The following is a 17,553-nucleotide window of genomic DNA, read 5'->3' on the forward strand; positions in this document are numbered from 1 at the left end:
GCTTCTTGGTCCAGCACCAGGCGGACTGCCCGCTCGCGCACCTCCGGTGCAAACTTGTTCGTTGTCTTGCTCATCTTAGACCCTACCTCTCAGGAGTTAGGGCCTCCGGCAATCCCGGGGCGGTTCACAGGTCGTAGTGCGATCCCCGATGTAGCCTCACCAGACCTCCGTCCGCACTTCTGCCAAAGTAGTGCTAGGCATGTTCGCCGGTTTGAAAGCTGGAGGGGCGCCCCTTCATGCCGGACCCCTATGGCAATCTCTTTGCAAGAAACGGGTGACGAGCCATGTCATACCGCAAAGAGCGCAGGGGCCCTTGAACCGTTCATAGCCGTCATCGGGATTGAGTCGTCCGACGATGGCGTTCGCTTGCCCGGGAAAACTGAGTTCCAGCCGGTCTGCAATGCACATTTCGCAAATTGCATGAGGGGACAGCCGAATCAACAGAGAGGACAACGCCGATACAGTGGCCATCACCAGTCCTTCCTAAGCGGTAAAATTCTCGAGTCTGGTCCGACTGCATGATGCTCCAACTGTCCCTGTTTTCGCCTCTTTCCAAGCCGGCAGGGGAATACGGCAGGCTGTGACATTTAGTGGGGAATAATCCATGGCGTCAGGAACTGCTGAACGACGACGATCAGACCCAGCAGGAAGGTCAGGAATACGCTGTGCCAAAATGTTTTGGAAAGAACATTTCCTTCCTGTCCGCGCAATTCTGTCGTCGAGGTTCCGGTTGAAATATTCTGCGGCGAAATCATTTTTCCCATGACGCCGCCTGAAGCGTTGGTTGCCGCCATGAGAACAGGGTCCAGATCTAGCTTGCGCGCGGCGACCACCTGAAGATTGCCGAACAACGCGTTACCCGACGTGTCACTACCCGAAAGGAAGACCGCGAGCCAGCCGAGAAAGGGCGAGATCAGCGGAAAGAACAACCCCACGGACGCGACGCCGATGCCGAGCGTATAGGTGATGCCAGAATAATTCATCAGATAGGCAAGGCCAACGATCAACACTGTCGTCAGAAAGGAGAAGCGGACCTGAACCACCGTGGACAGTAAGGCCACGCAGATCTGCCGCGGCGAAAGGCGGCACAGCAGCATGAACAGGGACGTCGCCGCCATTATCGCTGTACCGGTCGCCAGCGGTTGGAACGTCCAGACCGCCGCATAGGGGCGATCGTAAGTGGTGATGAAGACTTGGTCATGAAGGCCAGGCCAGGACAATTGCACTTGACCGAACAGATTTACCTCGAAATGGACCCAAAGGATAACGACAACCGACAGGATGCTCCAAGGCACCCAGCCTTGCCATGGGGAACGGGATGCTTCCCCACTGTTTTCCGTCGTTTTCTGGCGGTAGGTAAGGATGAATTCCGGGTCGGGTGCCGGTCTCCAAATCTTGACGAAGGCCAATGTCAGCGCCAGGGAGGTCAGGGAAGAGAGGACATCCGTTAGGGCATAGCCTAGCATGTTCGAGGATATGAACTGCATCAGCGCAAAGGAGCCGCCCGATACCGCCAGAACGGGCCAAACAGCCTTCAATCCGCGCACGCCGCAATAGGCGATCATGACGTAAAAGGGCAGGATGAAGGCGATAAAGGGAAGTTGCCTGCCGATCATGGCGCCCAGCGCAACATCGCTCAACTGGGTGACCGCGCTCAACGTGATCACCGGCGATCCCAGCGCGCCGAAGGCCACTGGCGCGGTATTGAAGATCAGGGTGAAGGTCACCGCCTCCAGCGCACCGAAGCCGAGCATGATCAGCAGGGCACTGGTGATCGCGATCGGCGCCCCGAAGCCGGCAATACCCTCCAGCAGACAACCGAAGGAGAAGCCGACGACGACCAGCACCACACGGCGGTCATCGGGAAGATGCGCGATCATCCAGTTGCGGAACGCCGCGAAATGACCGGAGGCGACAGTGATATTGTAGAGGAACAGCGCATTGACGACGATCCACATCACCGGCCAGGCGGCAAAGGTCGCGCCGGCCGCGATGCTGTTCAGCGCGATGCCCAAGGGCAGTTCCCAAATGGTTGTCGCCAGCAACAGCGCGACCACCAATCCTGCCGCTGAGGCTTGCCATGCAGGACGTCGCATTATTCCTAGAAACACCAGAACGGTTGCGATGGGGATGGTCGCGATCAGGAATGATGCCGGTAAGCTGTCGGCCACCGGAGTGATCAATTGACGAAACATCCACCCACTCCGCACCATTTATATTTCAGCGCGATTATTTGGATAAATAGAGCCAATACAAGGAAACAATTGCCACTATAAATGCAAGGCATCGATCGATCATATTGAATAATAGTGCCACCGTGACGGGAGGAGGGCGCACACCCTATAAGAAAATTGCATGGAGCTAGGCAAAATCATTAGCTGACTTTAATGTTCCGCGAAAATAGCATCAGTCCAATCGCATTGGAGATGATATCATGACCTTTCGGCGCCGGACATTTCTGGGGGGACTAGCGGCCACAGCGGCCCTCCATTCCACGGGGTTGCTCGCCCACGGGCGCAAGCCGCGGATCGGCGTGATCGGCGGCGGCATCATCGGCGCCTCGATCGCAGCGCAACTGGCCCACTCCGGCGCCGATGTCATAGTTTTTGAAAAGGAGGCACCGGCCAGCGGGGCGACCCGAAACTCGGTCGCCTGGATCAATCCGGTCGTCAATGACGCGCATTATATGAAGCTGCGGCTGGAAAGCATGAAGGCCTGGCTGGAGGATGATCGGCAATGGGGCATGAGGGCGATCTGGGGAGGCTCCACCAGCTGGGCCTATGAAAACAAGAGGGCCTCGCTCCAGGAAAAGGCCACATTGCTGCAGGCGACGGACGATCCGCCGCGCTATCTGACCGGGCCGGAAATCACCAAGGTGACGCCGGGCGTCGTCCCCGGGGACAATGTCAAGCTAGCCTTCCAGACCTTCAAGGACGGCCATGTCGATCCGGTCTTTGCCACGCAGCGGTATCTCGCCGCGGCCAAGCGCCATGGCGCGAAGATCGTCTATCCCTGCCAGGTCACCGCCGTCACGATGCGGGAAGGCCGGGTAGTCGGCGTCAAGACGACCAAGGGAGACTTTGCGCTCGACCAGCTGGTCAGCGCGACCGGTACGGATACGCCGCAGATCATGGCGCTGGTCGGACGCGAGCTCAAGCTGGCGCACAAGCCCGGCCTGGTCGTGCATACCACTCCGCGCTCCGTCATCACCAAGCAGGTGTTCGAGGCGTCCAGCATCATCGAGTTCAAGCAATATGCCGATGGCCGCTTCCTGACCAGCTTCACCAGCGGCCCGCCCGACCTGCCCCAACATGCCGAAATCCTGCAGCGACAGATGGATTATCCCAGCGACTTCCTGAAGCAGCACCATGGTGAGATGCTGATCGCCCGCACCGCCGAATACATGCCGGCGATCGCTGAGGCGAAGCCCACCAAAATATTGCTCGGTTTCCGCCCCTATCCGCTCGACAATCGCCCGATTATCGGACCGGTCCCCGGCGCTGGCGGCGTCTATGTCGTCGTGACTCATAGTGGCATCACGCTGGCGCCCATCCTGGGCCGTTATGCCGCGCAGGAAATCATGACAGGGTCGCAGACGCCGATCCTGGCTCCCTATCGGCCGACCCGCTATATCAAGGCCTGATTTCCTGCATGCGCTGGATGGCTATGCCCGGCCTTGCAGCGCAAAGGGGGGGCACGGCCCGGTTGCATCGGCGGACCGATGGCGTCTATGACGGTCATTCCTATCGCATAAGGCTGCAAACGGCCCATGAATTTCCGCCAGCTTGAAATCTACAGGGCTTTGATGGTCGGCGGATCGGCATCGCGCGCCGCCGAGTTGCTCAGTATCACCCAGCCGGCCGTCAGCCGCGCCGTATCGGAACTGGAGCATCGCATCGGCTTTGCCCTGTTCGACCGGGTCAAGGGGCGGCTCATCCCCACGCCCGAAGGCCAGTTGTTCTTCCGCGACGTCACCAACGCCTTCACCGGGCTGGACAGCCTGCGCGCGTCGGCAGCGCGGATCAGGGATTTCGGTTCAGGCAGCCTGCGCGTCGCCAGCCTGGCCGCGCTCGGTTCCACCCTTGTGCCGCGCGCCGTGCAGCGGTTCAGGGAAGCCAACCCCCAGGTCTCCATCACGCTCCAGATCCTGTCCTCGGCCGCCGTGCGCGACCATGTCGCCAATCAGCAGTTCGATATCGGGCTTGCAGCGGATGAAGTCGACCTGTCGGGCGTCGATCACAGTATTTTCCAGAGCGTTCGCGCCGTGTGCGTCATGCCGCCAGATCACCCGCTGGCAGACCGCGACATCATCCGCGCGCAAGACGTCCATAATATGGCGTTCATTGCGCTGGCCCCGGAGGATCGGGCGCGCGCGCGCATGACCGACAGCTTCGACGCGGTCGGCGCGCACCCCAACATCGTGGTCGAGACGCCGGCATCCCTGACCGTCTGCGCGCTGGCGCTGGAGGGCGTGGGCATGGGGCTGGTCAATCCTGCGGCGGCCGACGGGTTCGAGAAACGCGGGCTTGTGATCAAGCCTTATGAACCGGCCGTCTATTTCAAATCCTATATCCTTTTCCGTCCCGACGCCCAGCGCGCCAGGCTGGTGCGAGAGTTCACGACGGCGCTCAACGACGCCCTGCGCATCAGTTCGTGCCGCTGACGCTTTACGGGGTTAGGCACAGGACCGCATCGCCGCTCGCACAAGGGCGCGGGTGCGGCAGAGGCAAGAGTGCCTGCCAGGCCTGCACAATCGCCAGCAGCTGCCGCTCGCTACCCGGACGGCCCATGATTTCAAGAGAGACGGGCCGCGGTCCCGCCACCGTCATCTCGCTGCCGACGGGGAAGGCAATGGCGGGCCGCCCCGAATAAGCGGCCAGGCGGTGCGTGCCTCCAGTGTCCGGGCCATCTGCCGCCGCCGCGGCGACATGCTGGACCGAGGCATAGACGAGGATGTCGGAACAGGAACCGCCTTCATCGCAGGCGAAAGCTTCGTCGATGCGGCCCGCGACATAGGGATCGCGAAACCGCTCCCCATTGATGCGATAGCGGGGGTCGCCGGCCGCCCCCTCCCGGTTGGCTGCGAACTTGGCGACATCCTCCACCACCTTCGGATCGGTGCGGCCCTGCGCTTCCAGTTGTTTCAGTCGCAGGAGCAGGCTGTCCGCACCTCCCGGAACATGACGGCGCGCGGGCAGATAGGCGTCCATGACCGCGGGGAAGTCGAAGACCGAACGGCTAGCGAAGCGCGCTTCCTCGCCCGCCGGGGCCTCTAGCCCGACGAGCACGAGTTGGTCGCGAAGCGCCATATCGCGCACTTGCGCGCCCGCGTCGCGCAGCGCGGCGAGTGCACCGCGCTCAGGCGCGCCGTCGGGGCGCATCAATGTTGAAAGAATGCCGACCCGCAGCCCGCGCAAGGGGTCCGCCGCGCCCGGTTGCGCCATGTCCGGCCGCAGTACGTCCAACACCCGTCGGCAATCCGCCACATGGCGGCACATGGGGCCGATAATGTCCTGCGAGGGGCTGAGCGGCGCCACCCCGTCCATGGGCATGGTTCCGAAGGTTGGACGCAGGCCGATCGTCCCGGTCAGCGCGGCGGGCACGCGCAGGGAACCGGACGTGTCCGTTCCCAGCGCCACCACGCCCAATCCCGCCGCCAGCGCCGACGCATTACCGGAGGAGGAACCGCCTGCGCTTTCTTCAGGAGAAAAAGGACTGAGCGTCTGCCCCCGCACGGAGGAGCGGCCGCGATAGTTGAAGGCGAATTCCGACATGTTTGTCTTCGCCAGAATGATCGCCCCCGCTCGCCGGAGCGTGGCGACGGCAGCGGCATCGCGCGGCGCCACGTTCCGCCGCAGCGCAACCGATCCCGCCGTGGTCGGCATGCCTTCGACGTCGATATTGTCCTTGACCAGAAGGGGCACGCAAGGGAGCGGGAGGGCTTGACGCTCATGCGAGGAGAGCCGGTCGATCCGCCCCGCCTCCGCCCTCGCCTTGCGGTTGACTGCGACGATGCTGTGCAGACGATCGTCTGTGCGTGCTATGCGGTCGAGATAGGTTTCGACCAGTTGGCGGCAGTTGGTCCCGCCCCGTTTCAGTTCCGCCCCAATCAAGACAATGTCACCATCGGCCGCACCGCCTTGCGACGATGCGGCCGGCAGTGCGGAGGTGGGTTGCCCGACCGACGTCGCAACCATGAGGAGCAAACAGGGGTAGCTGCCCCTCACCGTGACACGCATCGGGAAACCCGCCGTCCTTTAGAAACGGAAGCCAAGGGAGGCGAAGAAGGACATTCCGTTGAACCCGAAGGGCGAGATCGCATTATAGGGGAAGGTTCCGCCATTGTCCGACCCGTTGGTGCCCGCCGCGACGCTGGCGATGGTCGAACGCAGATTTTCCGTCGGATAGATGTCGAACAGATTGTTGACGCCGGCGGTCACGTTGATGGCGGGCGTGATGTCATAGGATGCCTGGATATCCGTAATCAGTTTGCCCTTGAAATGCTGGATCACCTGGGAATTGGCGCTGGTGGGCGACACCGGAACCAATGTGACGTCATAGCCCGGCGTCACCGCGGCGATCTGAGCCGGAGTCAGCGTCGTAAAGGCCACGGCCGACACCTTGCCATAATAGGTGTTCGTCACACCGAAGGAGAAATCTCCCGACGTCCAATTCAAGTTCATGACGATCTTCGACCGTGGCTGGCTGTCCGAGATGCGGACCTGCTGTGTCAAATCGAGCAAGGGCGTGGTGATGCCCAGCGCAGCCAGTGCGGGCGGCGTGCCTGCGATATGGTCGAAGCTGGTCTTGTTATAATTGCCTGCCAGCAGGACGGACAGGGTGCCCAGATTGCCCAGATCGAACTTGTCGGTCAGCGTCACGTCGATACCCCGTGTGGTGGTATCGATCGCGTTGGTCAGGTAGCTGGCGGCACCGATGCCGGTGATGCCATTCCCGGCCAGAAGGTTCGTCACGCGCACATCCTGGAACACGGACGACTGGACGATGCGGTCCTTCAGCTTGATCTGATAGGCATCGGCCGTGATCGTCATTCCGCCCTGCTTGAACACGACACCCGCAGACAGGTTCTTCGACTTTTCAGGCTTTAGGTCCGATGCGCCGATCAGCCGCGCGGCCTGGCTCTGCGTCGGCAGGTTTCGGATCAGGACCGGCGCGCCATTGATGAAGTTGGTGGTCGAGGAGTTGAAGAAGCTCTGCGCAAGATGCGGGGCGCGGAAGCCGGTGCTGAACGAGCCACGGATGGCAAGCGGCTCGAGCAGTTCGAAGCGGCCTGAAATCTTGTAGTTCGTGGTGCTGCCGAAGTCGGAGAAATTCTCATGCCGGACAGCGCCATCGAGCGTCAGCCGGCCGAAGAATTCCTTTTCCAGTTCGGCATAGATCGCCTTGCTGTTCCGTTTGCCGAAGGTCTCATCGAGCGGGCTGATGCCCGGCGTCGGCTGCACACCGACCGGGGCGACCCGTCCGGCATTGGGACCGTCTAGGATCGGCGCGCCGCCATTGGCGTAGCTCGCCGGCTCACCGGCGATCAGGCGATAGGTTTCCTCGCGATATTCCGCGCCCACGGCCAGCTTCAGCGGGCTGCCATCGCCCATGTCGAACTGACGGGTCAGGTCGAGGTTGTTGGTCCACTGATCATAGCGCATCGACCCCAGATAAATGGTGGTCGGGCCATTCGCACCGAAGGAGACATTGTTGGTGTTGCTGTTCGTGGAGTCGATCAGACTCTTGCCATAGCTGGTCGAAATATCCCAGGTGAAGCCGGCAATGTCGTCGCCGCGCAGCCCGCCGGTTGCTGACACGTTGCGCAGGCGGATATTGCCATAGGGGATATAACCGTCGGGATGGAGGGCACGGACCGTCTGGTCCTGGCCCGGGCGACGGAAGAAGAAGGGCGTCCTGCCGTCCAGATCGCTATATCCGCCAAAACCGTAGAAAGTCGCGCCGCCTTCGTTGGTCGGGATCTCCGCATTGAGGAAGATCGACTTCATCTCATATGAGGAGTTCCCTTCCCGCGAGGTGTCGCGGTCAGTCGTCGCCTCGCGCGGGTCGAGCGTGCCCGCCGACGGGGTCAAGCCAACGCCCGAGCCGTAGAAATTGGAGGGCAGCACCAGCGTGCCATTGGCATTCCGGCCGAAATATTGCTGACGGGTATCGGTGACGGCCCTGTTGGTGCCGGCATGGTTCTGATACTGGAAAGTCGCGCGAATGACGCCGCCGTTCCAAACCGGCAGACCGACGCTGGCCCCCACATCGATATATTCGCCGTCACCCTCCTTGGTGATACCGGACGAAATCTTGCCCTTTACGCCCGCCGTTTTGTCGAGCGTCAGGTTAATGACGCCTGCAATCGCATCGGAACCATATTGGGCCGAAGCACCGTCGCGCAGGATTTCCACATGACTGAGCGCCATGCTGGGAATGGAGTTGAAGTCATAGGCTACATCGCCACGGCCGATGCCGTTACTGGTGCTGAGATCGCCGGAGGAGTGACGACGCTTGCCGTTGACGAGGACCAGCAGCTGGCCAGTCGAGAGGCCGCGCAAGGTCGGCGGCGTAGTGAAATCGCCAACGCCCGATGCACTGGGGCGCGGCGTGCTGAAGCTGGGGACCGACGCCTTGAGCATTTCCTGCACTTCGGGGCGACCGCCGCGGCTGAGTTCCTCTGCGCCGATGAAGTCGACCGGCGCGACGGATTCGGCCGTCGAACGGCTGCCGAAGCGCGACCCCGTGACCACGATTTCCTGACCGCCCTGATCATCCTGCGCAACGGACTCCTGCGCCTGGGCTGCCTGGAAGGGCAGGAGGCTAGCCGTCGCGAGCAGCGCAGTTGTCGTCAAAGCTAGATGGCGGGTATATCGTATCATTGTATATTTTCTCCCTGATCCCCGGTCTACGCGAGACGACTGACGATAGGCTTTCACCGCCTGCCGTCATAGCGTGCCGTCCCGCCGAGGCAGCGGATGCGGCAGCGTCATTTTCAGATGGCCCGATGCGATCGGCTTTTGACGATCAGCTTGCGCGCGAATGCCTGAGCCAACGATGGCTCACGCAATCCGGGCCATGGCACAGCAAAATACCCACATCGGTCCTGAAACATCATCGTCTCAGCATGATACCTCCAATGGGCTGCGTGCCTCCTGCAGCAGAACGCCAGCATTCGCTAAGATGCTGAAGGCTTTCTCATGTCGTTCTGCTGTGCTTATCTTGATCCTCTGGATGCGCAGAACAAGTGACCTCTTGGAACGAGTCTATGCATAGAAATTATGGGTGGATGGCACAGCTGGATCGCGCGATCATAAAAAAGGGGCGATGGCGGCCGCGTTCGGCTGCCATCGCCCTACCCCGCACGAGATCGTTATTTGAGGGTGGCGAGGTATGACACTATCTTCTTGCGTTCGCCCGCATTGGCAACGGCCATCACCATCTTCGATCCCGGCACCATCTTGCTGGGACCAGCCAGCCACAGTTCGAGACTACGTGCATCCCATCGGATGTTCGCCTTCTTCAGCGCAGAGGAATAGGTGTAGGAACCGCTTGCCGCGGCGCGGCCCGCAATGCCCGACAAATTCGGCCCAAGGGTGGATTTCCCGCCCGGCTCGACCGAATGGCAGATGGCGCAGCGGCTCTTGAACAGCGTGCCGCCATCCTGGGCGACCGCCGAAGCTGGGAACAGCGCAAAAGCGAGGGCGGGCAAGACACTGCCCCGCTGAAGGAAAGAAATCATCAGCATCTCCAAATTCAAAAAGGTCCGCGATCTGGCTTCAGGCAAAGGTGCGGACTTCCTGGCGGATTGCACCTACAAGTCGATCCAGTTCGCCCGACGTGTTGAAAAGCGCAGGCGTCACGCGAAGTACTGCACCCGATGTCAGCCCGGCCTTAGCGACGACCAGCAGCTTATGCTTCTCAACGAACAGCGCCTGCGCGGCCCTGGCCTTCTCGATGCTGTTCGTGCCCGGCAGGCGGAAGGCGCCGATCGCTCCATAATTGTCCCGATCTTCCGGCAACATCAACGTGACGCCTGGAATGTCCCGAACCCGGCTGGTCCAATAATCGCGCAACGCGCGCAGATGGGTGAATTTTCGCTCGATGCCGATGCGATTTTGCACGTCGACGGCGGCGGGAATGGCCAGCCGCGCAGCAAAGTCTACAGTGCCGGTCGGAATGCGCGACCGGATGTCATCGGCCGCATGAATCCGATTGCCCAGCCAAGGGTGGATGTCTTTCAACCGGTCCTTGCGAATATAGATGCCACCGGTTCCGAGCGGCGCGGCAAGCCATTTGTGGAGCGAAAAGCCGATAAAGTCGGCGCCGGTCGCCTTTATGTCGAAGGGCATCTGGCCCACCGCCTGCGCGCTGTCGAGAATGACGTCGACGCCGCGCGCCTTCGCCATGGCGACGATTTCGCGGACGGGCGGGATCAGCCCGTTGCGATTAGAGACATGCGTCAGCAGCAGCAGCTTGGCGCGGGGCGTGTCCTTGAGTATCTTTTCATAGGCTGCCAAAATATTGGCACGGCTGTGGGGTTCGGGCAGTGAGAAGCGCACGACACGGACGCTGCGGCTCTGCTCCAGATAGTCCATGGCATATTGCATTTCGTCATAATCAACGTCGCAATAGATCACCGCGTCGCCGGCCTTGAGTAGGGCATAGTTCGTGATCAGGGCATAGAGGCCTTCCGTGCCGCCGGCGCTGAGGGCCACCTCCTCCGCTGTGGCGCCGATCATCGTGGCCACCGCTTCGCGGGACTTGTCGAGTTCGCGGTCGCGCGGAATGCGGGGCACGCCGCTACGCAGGAAGGTGGAGTTATAATGATTAACCCAGGCGACCTTTTCCAGATAGGCCGAATGAACCGACTTGGTCATCGCGCCATAATAGGCGGCATCGAAATTCACGATCGACCTATCGACATCGTAAAAGGATGAGAGCCATTTCTGCATATCGCCGAAGTCGGCCGGCGGCGGCAATGGCGCCTCTGCGCCTTGGGCGAGGGCCATGGGGGAGGTGAGCAGGCTGGCGAAGGAAGCTAGGCCAGCCCCGGCAAGAAACTGCCGTCGATTGGTCATTTCATGGACTCCTAAGAAATATCGATGACGTTGGTCAGGTAACCTCACGTCGGGAAAAGGGTGAAATCAGACGCGGATTTCAATGACCGCATCGACCTCGACTGCGTAATTCAGCGGCAAACGGTACACGCCGATCGCAGATCGGGCATGGCGTCCACGATCGCCAAAAATCTCCACCATCAGGTCCGATGCGCCGTTCATCACCGTGGAGATGGCATCGAATGTCGGGCCGGCCTGGATATAGCCGCCCAACCGTAGCACGCGCACCACCCGGTCAAGGTCGCCGCCGCAGGCCGCACGGAATTGCGCCACAAGGTTGATGGCACACAGGCGCGCGCCCTGCACGGCCTGCGCCCTGTCGACATCGACGCCGACCGTCCCTTTCACTTCGCGACCTGGGCCTTTCGACAATTGCCCGGACACATGAACGACCCGGCCCGAAAGCGTGTAGGGAATATAGTTGGCAACCGGCGCCGACTGTTCAGGCAGCACGATTCCCAGTTCAGCCAACCTATTGGCTATACGAAGCATAATATCTCCTCATCGAAGAATTTGTCCCAGAAAGGCGCGCGTGCGCACGTGCCCCGGATTGTTGAAAAATCGGGTCGGTTCGGCGATTTCGATGATCTGGCCTTCATCCATGAAGACAATCCGATCGGCGACTTCGCGCGCGAAACCCATTTCGTGCGTCACGCAGAGCATTGTCATTCCATCGGACGCCAAAGTCTTCATGATATCCAGAACTTCCTTGACCATCTCGGCATCTAGGGCGGAGGTCGGTTCGTCGAACAACATGGCTTTGGGCTGCATGCACAGGGCACGCGCGATCGCCGCCCGCTGCTGCTGCCCACCCGACAGTTGGCGCGGAAATTTGTTCGCCTGATCGGCGATGTGAACGCGGGCGAGCAGGTCACGGGCGAGCACTTCTGCCTCACGCGCATCCATATGCTTCACCTTCATCGGCGCCAGCATGCAATTTTGCAGGATCGAAAGATGGGGGAAGAGATTGAAATCCTGAAACACCATACCGACGCGCGTGCGGATGCGGCGCAATGTGCGGGGATCATCGCAAAGCACATCCTCGCCGATAACGATCCGCCCCTCATCAGGCTGCTCCAGCCCGTTGATGCAGCGGATGAAGGTCGACTTGCCCGACCCCGACGGCCCGCAGATCACGATCTTTTCGCCCGAAGCGACGTTCAACGAGACGTTGCGCAGGGCATGATAGGGGCCATACCATTTATGAACGCCCGACAGCGTGATGAGGCTCATGGCTTGCCCTCCCCGACCGTCCGTTCCAGGTGAAGGGCGTAGCGGGCAAAACCGTAGCAGATCGCGAAATAGATGAGCGCGATGATCAGATAGGTTTCCGCGTAGGGCATGGGCCAAGCCGGATCGCTTAGCACCAGTCGGCCGGCGCTGAGCAGGTCGAACAGACCGACCACCATGACAAGGCTGGTATTCTTGATAATGACGATGATCGTGCTGGTGAGCGGGGGCAGCGCCTTCCGCACGGCCTGCGGAATGATAACCGTCAGCAGGATGTCGTGCCGGCGCAGGCCCAGAGCATGAGCCGCCTCAGCCTGGCCGTGCGGAAGCCCCTGAAGCCCACCGCGGACGACCTCTGCGATATAGGCGGCAGACGAGAAGGTGAAGACGATCAATGCCCGCAGCAGATGGTCGAGCGCGAGCCCAGCCGGCAGAAGCAACGGGGTCATGACGGCGGCGATGAACAGCAACGTCAGGAGCGGAAGGCCGCGCGCGACTTCGATAAGGGCGGTTGCGGCCCAGCGGAAGACGGGCATGTTCGACCGCCGCGCCAAGGCCAGCGCCACGCCCAGCGGGAAACCCATCGCCAGCGAAAGGATCGTGAGCAGCAGGGTGATCGGAAGCCCGCCCCAGGAGGAGGTCGGCACCGGCGTCAGTCCCGGAAGGCCGCCGGCCATGAGGAGCAGCGCCAGAACCAGACCGATCGCCCAGCCCAGCAGCGTCCCCCGCGCCCAGTGTGTCCGGGGCATCGTCCAGAGCGTCAGGCCGATAAACAGGCTGACCACCAGCATCGGCCGCCATTGTTCCGCCTCCGGGTAGATGCCGAACAGGATGAACGGCATCTTCACGCGCAGAAAGGCCCAGCAGGCGCCCGCGTTGCGGCAGGCCTCTCCATCCCCCTCCCAAATGCCCTGGGTAAAGCCCCAGGCCAGCAGGGGGGGTATGGCGCGCATCGCAACGACAATGATGACCAGCGTGGTCAGCAGATGGGCGACGCTGCCGACCATCGATCGCCACGGATCGCCCTTCGCACGGACGGGAGCGAGGCGAACGGCTTCCGGCTCGATCTGGAGATAATTCATTGCGCCCACCTCGCCGCGTGGCGGTTGAGCCGGTTCATGAGCAGGGAAATCGTGGCAGCAAGGACGAGGAAGACTAGCATCAGCAAGCCCACGCTTTCCAACGCCTGGCCGGTATGGTTCATGCTGGTGTTCGCGATGAAGTTGAGCTCTGGGTAGCCCACGACCAGTGCCAGGGTGGAATTTTTGAGGATGTTGATGAACTGGCTGGTCATCGGCGGGACCATGATCCTGAGCGCCTGCGGCACGATGACGGTGCGCAGGCTCTGCCGATCCGTCAGGCCCATGGCGCGACAGGCCGCCCACTGGCCCGCCGGGACGGCCTCTATGCCGCCGCGGACGATCTCGGCGGCAAAGGCGCTGGCATAGAGCACCGACCCCACCAGCACAGCCATGAATTCCGGCGTCAGGGTCAAGCCGCCCTCTACATTGTAGCGACCAAGCCGGGGCATGTCCCGTTCGATCCCCAGATCGAGCGCGAACCAGATCGCGGTGGCGACCAGCACGGTGCTCAATGTCGCGAGACTGGCCTGGTGCAGCCGCCCCCGCCAAGCCAATATCGCCGTCAGCAGCAGCCCGCCGATGACCGTGGCCACCATCGGCAGAGCGGTTCCGGTGATGCCGAAGCTCGTGAAATACAGCCCCCGATCGGTCAGAAAAACGCCCGGTAATGGCTGAAGCGCCTCCTGTGAGGGCGGTAGGCCGATCGTCAGGACGCCGTACCAGAAGAGCAGTTGCACCACGAGCGGCGTGTTGCGCAGCAGGTTGATGAAGGCGCCCGCCAGGTTGTGGGCAAGCATGTGGTGCGACCGCCGGCCCAGCGCGACGGGCACGCCCACCAGCGTCGAGAGCAGAATGACGAGCAGCGTCAGGAACAATGTGTTGCCTAGCCCGACGACGAACGCCCAGGCGAAGCTGTCCAGCGGCGAATAGGGCAGGAGCGATTCCGCGATCGGAAAGCGAGCTGTGTTGCCCAGGAAAGCGAAATCGGCCGTCATTCCGCGCTCGGCCATGTTCGCGGCCAGCATCAATCCCAGCCCCGCGGCGAAGGCGACCAGGGCAACCATCAACAGCAGCTGCGGCAGCCACCAGCGCCAGCTCTGCCTTGGCCCGCGCTTCATCAATAAAATCCGATCGGCAGCATCAGGCCGCCGTCCCGGCGCAGGCGATTGACGCCGCGCGGGATGTTGAGGCCGCTACTCCGCCCCAGATTGTCGTCATAGATCTCGCCGTAATTGCCGATCTGCCTGACGATCTGATAGGCGAAATCGTCGCTTATCCCCAATGCTCGGCCATTGCCCGGCTCCACCCCCAGAAAGCGCTTGATGGCCGGGTCGCGCGACCCCAACATGCTGTCCACATTGGCGCGCCCAATGCCCAGATGCTCGGCGACGATCGTCGCCTCGATGGCGAATTTCACGATGTCGAACCATTGGTCGTCGCCATGGCGCACAGCCGGCGTCAGCGGCGAGATGTCGGCACTGGCGGGAATGATGATATAGTCTTCGGAGGCGTTGGTCGCACGCAAGGCAACCAGAGCCGACGCGTCAGTCATCAGCGCATCGCAGCGGCGCGCCAGAAAGGCCTGTCGCGTGCTTTGCACATTGTCGAAGATCACGGGCCGCAATTGGAGCTCATGGCTGCGGGACAGGTCGGCAAAGACGATCTCCGTCAGCGACCCCGTCTGCATGCAGATCGAGGCACCAACCAAATCACGCAGCTCCCTGGCCCCGCTACCCCGGCGAAGCATGAAGGCAGTATAGTCATAATAGTTGGGAATGGTGAAGTTGACCCCGCCGGCATCTCTTTGTAGCGTCCATGTGGTCGTGCGGGGCAGCACATCGATTTCCCCCGTTAGCAAGGCGGTGATCCGCTGCTGCCCGGTCAACGGCACGAACCTGACCTTGTCCCGATTACCCAGCGCGGCGACCGCCACCGCGCGGCATGTGTCGACGTCAAGCCCCCTCCATTGCCCGCCGGCGTCGGGGGCACTGAAGCCGAGCGTGTCCTTGCCTGCGCCGCACCTCACATAGCCGCGCGCGCGCACTTCGCGCAGCGTTTCACCCATGCCGGTTTGACGGAGCGCACTGGATTGCCCCCCGCATCCAGCAAGCAAGACGAACAGCAAAGCAAAGGCGGCGGACGCTGCGTGCATTCCTATTCCTCAAACAGGTCCGCGGTCGAGGAGGCTGTCGAGCACATGCACCAAATCCTCCCACAGTTCGTCGGGGTCTTCCAGCCCGATACTAATACGCAACAAGCGCCCTTGCCTACCGTCTGGCGGACCAAGCCGCTCCTGGATCGCCATCGGGGCGATCAGGCTGCGGGTCCCTCCCCAGGACGCCCCAATGGCGAAGATGCGCAGCTCCGCCAGCGTGTCGTCGACATGATCGTCCAGCGCCGGCTGAAGCGCGATACTGAACACCCCGCTGGCTCCGCGAAAATCGCGCAGCCAGTGCGCATGGCCGGGGCAGTCGGGCAAGGCCGGGTGAAGCACTTGGGCGACCGCCGCATGATCGCGCATTCGCCAGGCGAAGTCGGTAGACACCTTGCCTATATGGGCGATCCTCACGCCCAATGTCTCGATCCCGCGCAGGGCGAGCGCGCAATCGTCGGGCGACACACCGATTCCCAACATGTTCGCGCAGTCGCGCAAGCGCTGGTGCCAGTGCAGGTCGCGCATGCTGAGCGAACCCAGCAATATGTCGGAATGGCCGCCGACATATTTGGTGAGCGCCTCCATCACGAAATCCATGCCGATGGCGAGCGGCTTGAACAGCAGCGGCGTCGCCCAGGTATTGTCGCAGCCGGTGAAGATGCCGCGCGCCTGCGCCACGGCAACGATCGCAGGCAGATCGCCCACCTCCATCGTCGCCGAACCGGGGGACTCGGTCCAGATCAGCTTGACGCTGTCATCGATGAAATCCTCGATCGCGCTTCCCGCCATCGGTGGATAGATGCGGTGGCCAATTCCGCGGGCCGCCAGGAAGTCGGCGCACAGCGCCCGGACGGGCGGATAGATATTGTCGGGAATGAGGACCGTGTCGCCCGGATTGAGCACGGCGAGGAAAAGGATCGCTATCGCGGCCTGGCCCGAAGGAAGGATGAGCGTGCGCTCGGCCTGCTCCAGATCGCTGAGCTGCGCTTCCAGCGTCTTCGTGGTGGGTGTGCCGTTCAACCCATAGGTATAGCCGTCCGGTCCCCGCTGCTTGCGTTCTGCGTAGTCCCGCGCCGTATCGAAGACGATGGTGGAAGCACGATAGGTCGGCACGGCAAGACTGACGAAGCCTTTTTGATCCACCTGCGGATGATGAACGACTTTTGTCAGATCCTTCATAGCCTTCCTCATATGCAGAAGGACAATGGAACGTCTCTCCAATGATCTCAATTATCGACATGTTGGAGCTTCATGCGCAAATGTTATAGGTCGATTCGGCCCGTCTTTCCCTGACATGTCTGGAATATGTCCACAGCCGGACCGGACATGTCCGCAACGAAAGCCGGCACGGCATAACAATCAAGCATATAGTTGTGCACGAAGGTCAATTGCATTCCCATGGGATGACGGCACTGTGCCCGCTCGTGCCGGTCGGTCCGAGCCAGAGGGCGCTTTCCGGGTCGCCACGCTATATCGTCATTGGCAACGAAGCTCCTCCAAACAAAGCCATAAACCATTAGGAGAATGGGAGTGACCCGTCATCTTCCCTGGATAGTGATAGCGATTGTGGGCGCGGTGGCGCTGTCGGTGGTGGCAGTGTCGCGGGGTGAGCCGGTCAATGCCCTGTGGATCGTGGTGGCGGCGGTCAGCAGCTTCCTCGTCGCCTATCGCTATTATGCGCTCTACATCGCCCGCCATGTGATGCGGCTCGATCCGGCGCGGCCGACGCCCGCGATCCGGCGCGCCGACGGGCTGGATTATGTCGCGACCGACCGCACCGTGCTGTTCGGCCATCATTTCGCCGCCATCGCCGGCGCCGGGCCACTGGTGGGACCGGTGCTGGCGGCACAGATGGGTTATCTGCCCGGCACGCTGTGGATCATCGCGGGCGTGGTGCTGGCGGGCGCGGTGCAGGACTTCATGGTCCTCTTCATCTCCATGCGCCGCGACGGGAAGTCGCTGG

Annotated in this window: 14 protein-coding genes; 3 read left to right on the top strand and 11 right to left on the bottom strand. The window is 61.8% G+C overall.

Annotation, left to right across the window (positions count from 1 at the left end):
• Positions 1-587 precede the first annotated feature (587 nt).
• The gene (locus MRBLSP13_RS11830) at positions 588-2,213 is read right to left on the bottom strand and encodes an L-lactate permease (protein WP_363754638.1); all 1,626 of its coding nucleotides are present in this window, start codon (positions 2,211-2,213) and stop codon (positions 588-590) included.
• Between the two features lie 221 nt (positions 2,214-2,434).
• Here MRBLSP13_RS11830 and MRBLSP13_RS11835 point away from each other — a divergent pair, with 221 nt between their 5' ends.
• Both MRBLSP13_RS11835 and MRBLSP13_RS11840 read left to right on the top strand, forming a co-directional pair.
• A complete protein-coding gene (locus tag MRBLSP13_RS11835) occupies positions 2,435-3,643 on the top strand; it encodes an NAD(P)/FAD-dependent oxidoreductase (RefSeq protein WP_363735890.1) in 1,209 nt (402 codons plus the stop codon).
• 126 nt (positions 3,644-3,769) lie between these two features.
• Positions 3,770-4,663 carry a LysR substrate-binding domain-containing protein gene (locus MRBLSP13_RS11840; protein ID WP_363735889.1) on the top strand — a complete coding sequence of 298 codons (894 nt, stop codon included), beginning with the start codon at positions 3,770-3,772 and terminating at the stop codon, positions 4,661-4,663.
• A 4-nt stretch (positions 4,664-4,667) separates the two neighbouring features.
• On the opposite strand, the gene MRBLSP13_RS11845 is transcribed toward MRBLSP13_RS11840, so the two are convergent.
• The 10 genes from MRBLSP13_RS11845 to MRBLSP13_RS11890 all read right to left on the bottom strand — a co-directional run bounded on the left by MRBLSP13_RS11845 (position 4,668) and on the right by MRBLSP13_RS11890 (position 16,769).
• Entirely contained in the window at positions 4,668-6,239 is a 1,572-nt protein-coding gene (locus MRBLSP13_RS11845; RefSeq protein WP_363754640.1) for an amidase, read from the bottom strand.
• A gap of 18 nt (positions 6,240-6,257) precedes the next feature.
• Positions 6,258-8,885: a TonB-dependent receptor plug domain-containing protein gene (locus tag MRBLSP13_RS11850; protein WP_363735887.1), complete on the bottom strand. Its 2,628-nt coding sequence runs from the start codon at positions 8,883-8,885 to the stop codon at positions 6,258-6,260.
• 491 nt (positions 8,886-9,376) lie between these two features.
• The gene (locus tag MRBLSP13_RS11855; protein WP_363735886.1) at positions 9,377-9,745 is read right to left on the bottom strand and encodes a c-type cytochrome; all 369 of its coding nucleotides are present in this window, start codon (positions 9,743-9,745) and stop codon (positions 9,377-9,379) included.
• Positions 9,746-9,782: 37 nt separating this feature from the next.
• The gene (locus MRBLSP13_RS11860) at positions 9,783-11,084 is read right to left on the bottom strand and encodes an aminotransferase class V-fold PLP-dependent enzyme (RefSeq protein ID WP_363735885.1); all 1,302 of its coding nucleotides are present in this window, start codon (positions 11,082-11,084) and stop codon (positions 9,783-9,785) included.
• A 66-nt stretch (positions 11,085-11,150) separates the two neighbouring features.
• On the bottom strand, positions 11,151-11,594 hold the full coding sequence (locus MRBLSP13_RS11865; RefSeq protein ID WP_363735884.1) for a RidA family protein: 444 nt from the start codon (positions 11,592-11,594) through the stop codon (positions 11,151-11,153).
• A 30-nt stretch (positions 11,595-11,624) separates the two neighbouring features.
• The gene (locus MRBLSP13_RS11870) at positions 11,625-12,356 is read right to left on the bottom strand and encodes an amino acid ABC transporter ATP-binding protein (protein ID WP_363735883.1); all 732 of its coding nucleotides are present in this window, start codon (positions 12,354-12,356) and stop codon (positions 11,625-11,627) included.
• Positions 12,353-13,435, bottom strand: a complete 1,083-nt coding sequence (locus MRBLSP13_RS11875; protein ID WP_363735882.1) for an amino acid ABC transporter permease — start codon at positions 13,433-13,435, stop codon at positions 12,353-12,355. Before MRBLSP13_RS11875 ends, MRBLSP13_RS11870 begins: the two co-directional genes overlap by 4 nt.
• Positions 13,432-14,553: an ABC transporter permease subunit gene (locus MRBLSP13_RS11880; RefSeq protein WP_363735881.1), complete on the bottom strand. Its 1,122-nt coding sequence runs from the start codon at positions 14,551-14,553 to the stop codon at positions 13,432-13,434. Before MRBLSP13_RS11880 ends, MRBLSP13_RS11875 begins: the two co-directional genes overlap by 4 nt.
• Positions 14,553-15,587: an amino acid ABC transporter substrate-binding protein gene (locus tag MRBLSP13_RS11885; RefSeq protein WP_363735880.1), complete on the bottom strand. Its 1,035-nt coding sequence runs from the start codon at positions 15,585-15,587 to the stop codon at positions 14,553-14,555. Before MRBLSP13_RS11885 ends, MRBLSP13_RS11880 begins: the two co-directional genes overlap by 1 nt.
• 9 nt (positions 15,588-15,596) lie before the next feature.
• Positions 15,597-16,769 (bottom strand): trans-sulfuration enzyme family protein, encoded by a 1,173-nt coding sequence (locus tag MRBLSP13_RS11890; protein WP_363754643.1) that lies wholly within the window; start codon positions 16,767-16,769, stop codon positions 15,597-15,599.
• A gap of 351 nt (positions 16,770-17,120) precedes the next feature.
• Here MRBLSP13_RS11890 and MRBLSP13_RS11895 point away from each other — a divergent pair.
• The coding region (locus MRBLSP13_RS11895) for a carbon starvation CstA family protein (protein ID WP_363754645.1) at positions 17,121-17,553 on the top strand (433 nt) is incomplete at its 3' end.

It is taken from the genome of Sphingobium sp. LSP13-1-1.1, assembly GCF_040676415.1.
GTDB lineage: Bacteria > Pseudomonadota > Alphaproteobacteria > Sphingomonadales > Sphingomonadaceae > Sphingobium.

Coding starts and splice junctions, on each gene's coding strand:
- MRBLSP13_RS11830 (WP_363754638.1), bottom strand. CDS start 2,213: ATGGTGCGGAGTGGGTGGATGTTTCGTCAATTGATCACTCCGGTGGCC.
- MRBLSP13_RS11835 (WP_363735890.1), top strand. CDS start 2,435: ATGACCTTTCGGCGCCGGACATTTCTGGGGGGACTAGCGGCCACAGCG.
- MRBLSP13_RS11840 (WP_363735889.1), top strand. CDS start 3,770: ATGAATTTCCGCCAGCTTGAAATCTACAGGGCTTTGATGGTCGGCGGA.
- MRBLSP13_RS11845 (WP_363754640.1), bottom strand. CDS start 6,239: ATGCGTGTCACGGTGAGGGGCAGCTACCCCTGTTTGCTCCTCATGGTT.
- MRBLSP13_RS11850 (WP_363735887.1), bottom strand. CDS start 8,885: ATGATACGATATACCCGCCATCTAGCTTTGACGACAACTGCGCTGCTC.
- MRBLSP13_RS11855 (WP_363735886.1), bottom strand. CDS start 9,745: ATGATTTCTTTCCTTCAGCGGGGCAGTGTCTTGCCCGCCCTCGCTTTT.
- MRBLSP13_RS11860 (WP_363735885.1), bottom strand. CDS start 11,084: ATGACCAATCGACGGCAGTTTCTTGCCGGGGCTGGCCTAGCTTCCTTC.
- MRBLSP13_RS11870 (WP_363735883.1), bottom strand. CDS start 12,356: ATGAGCCTCATCACGCTGTCGGGCGTTCATAAATGGTATGGCCCCTAT.
- MRBLSP13_RS11875 (WP_363735882.1), bottom strand. CDS start 13,435: ATGAATTATCTCCAGATCGAGCCGGAAGCCGTTCGCCTCGCTCCCGTC.
- MRBLSP13_RS11880 (WP_363735881.1), bottom strand. CDS start 14,553: ATGAAGCGCGGGCCAAGGCAGAGCTGGCGCTGGTGGCTGCCGCAGCTG.
- MRBLSP13_RS11885 (WP_363735880.1), bottom strand. CDS start 15,587: ATGCACGCAGCGTCCGCCGCCTTTGCTTTGCTGTTCGTCTTGCTTGCT.
- MRBLSP13_RS11890 (WP_363754643.1), bottom strand. CDS start 16,769: ATGAAGGATCTGACAAAAGTCGTTCATCATCCGCAGGTGGATCAAAAA.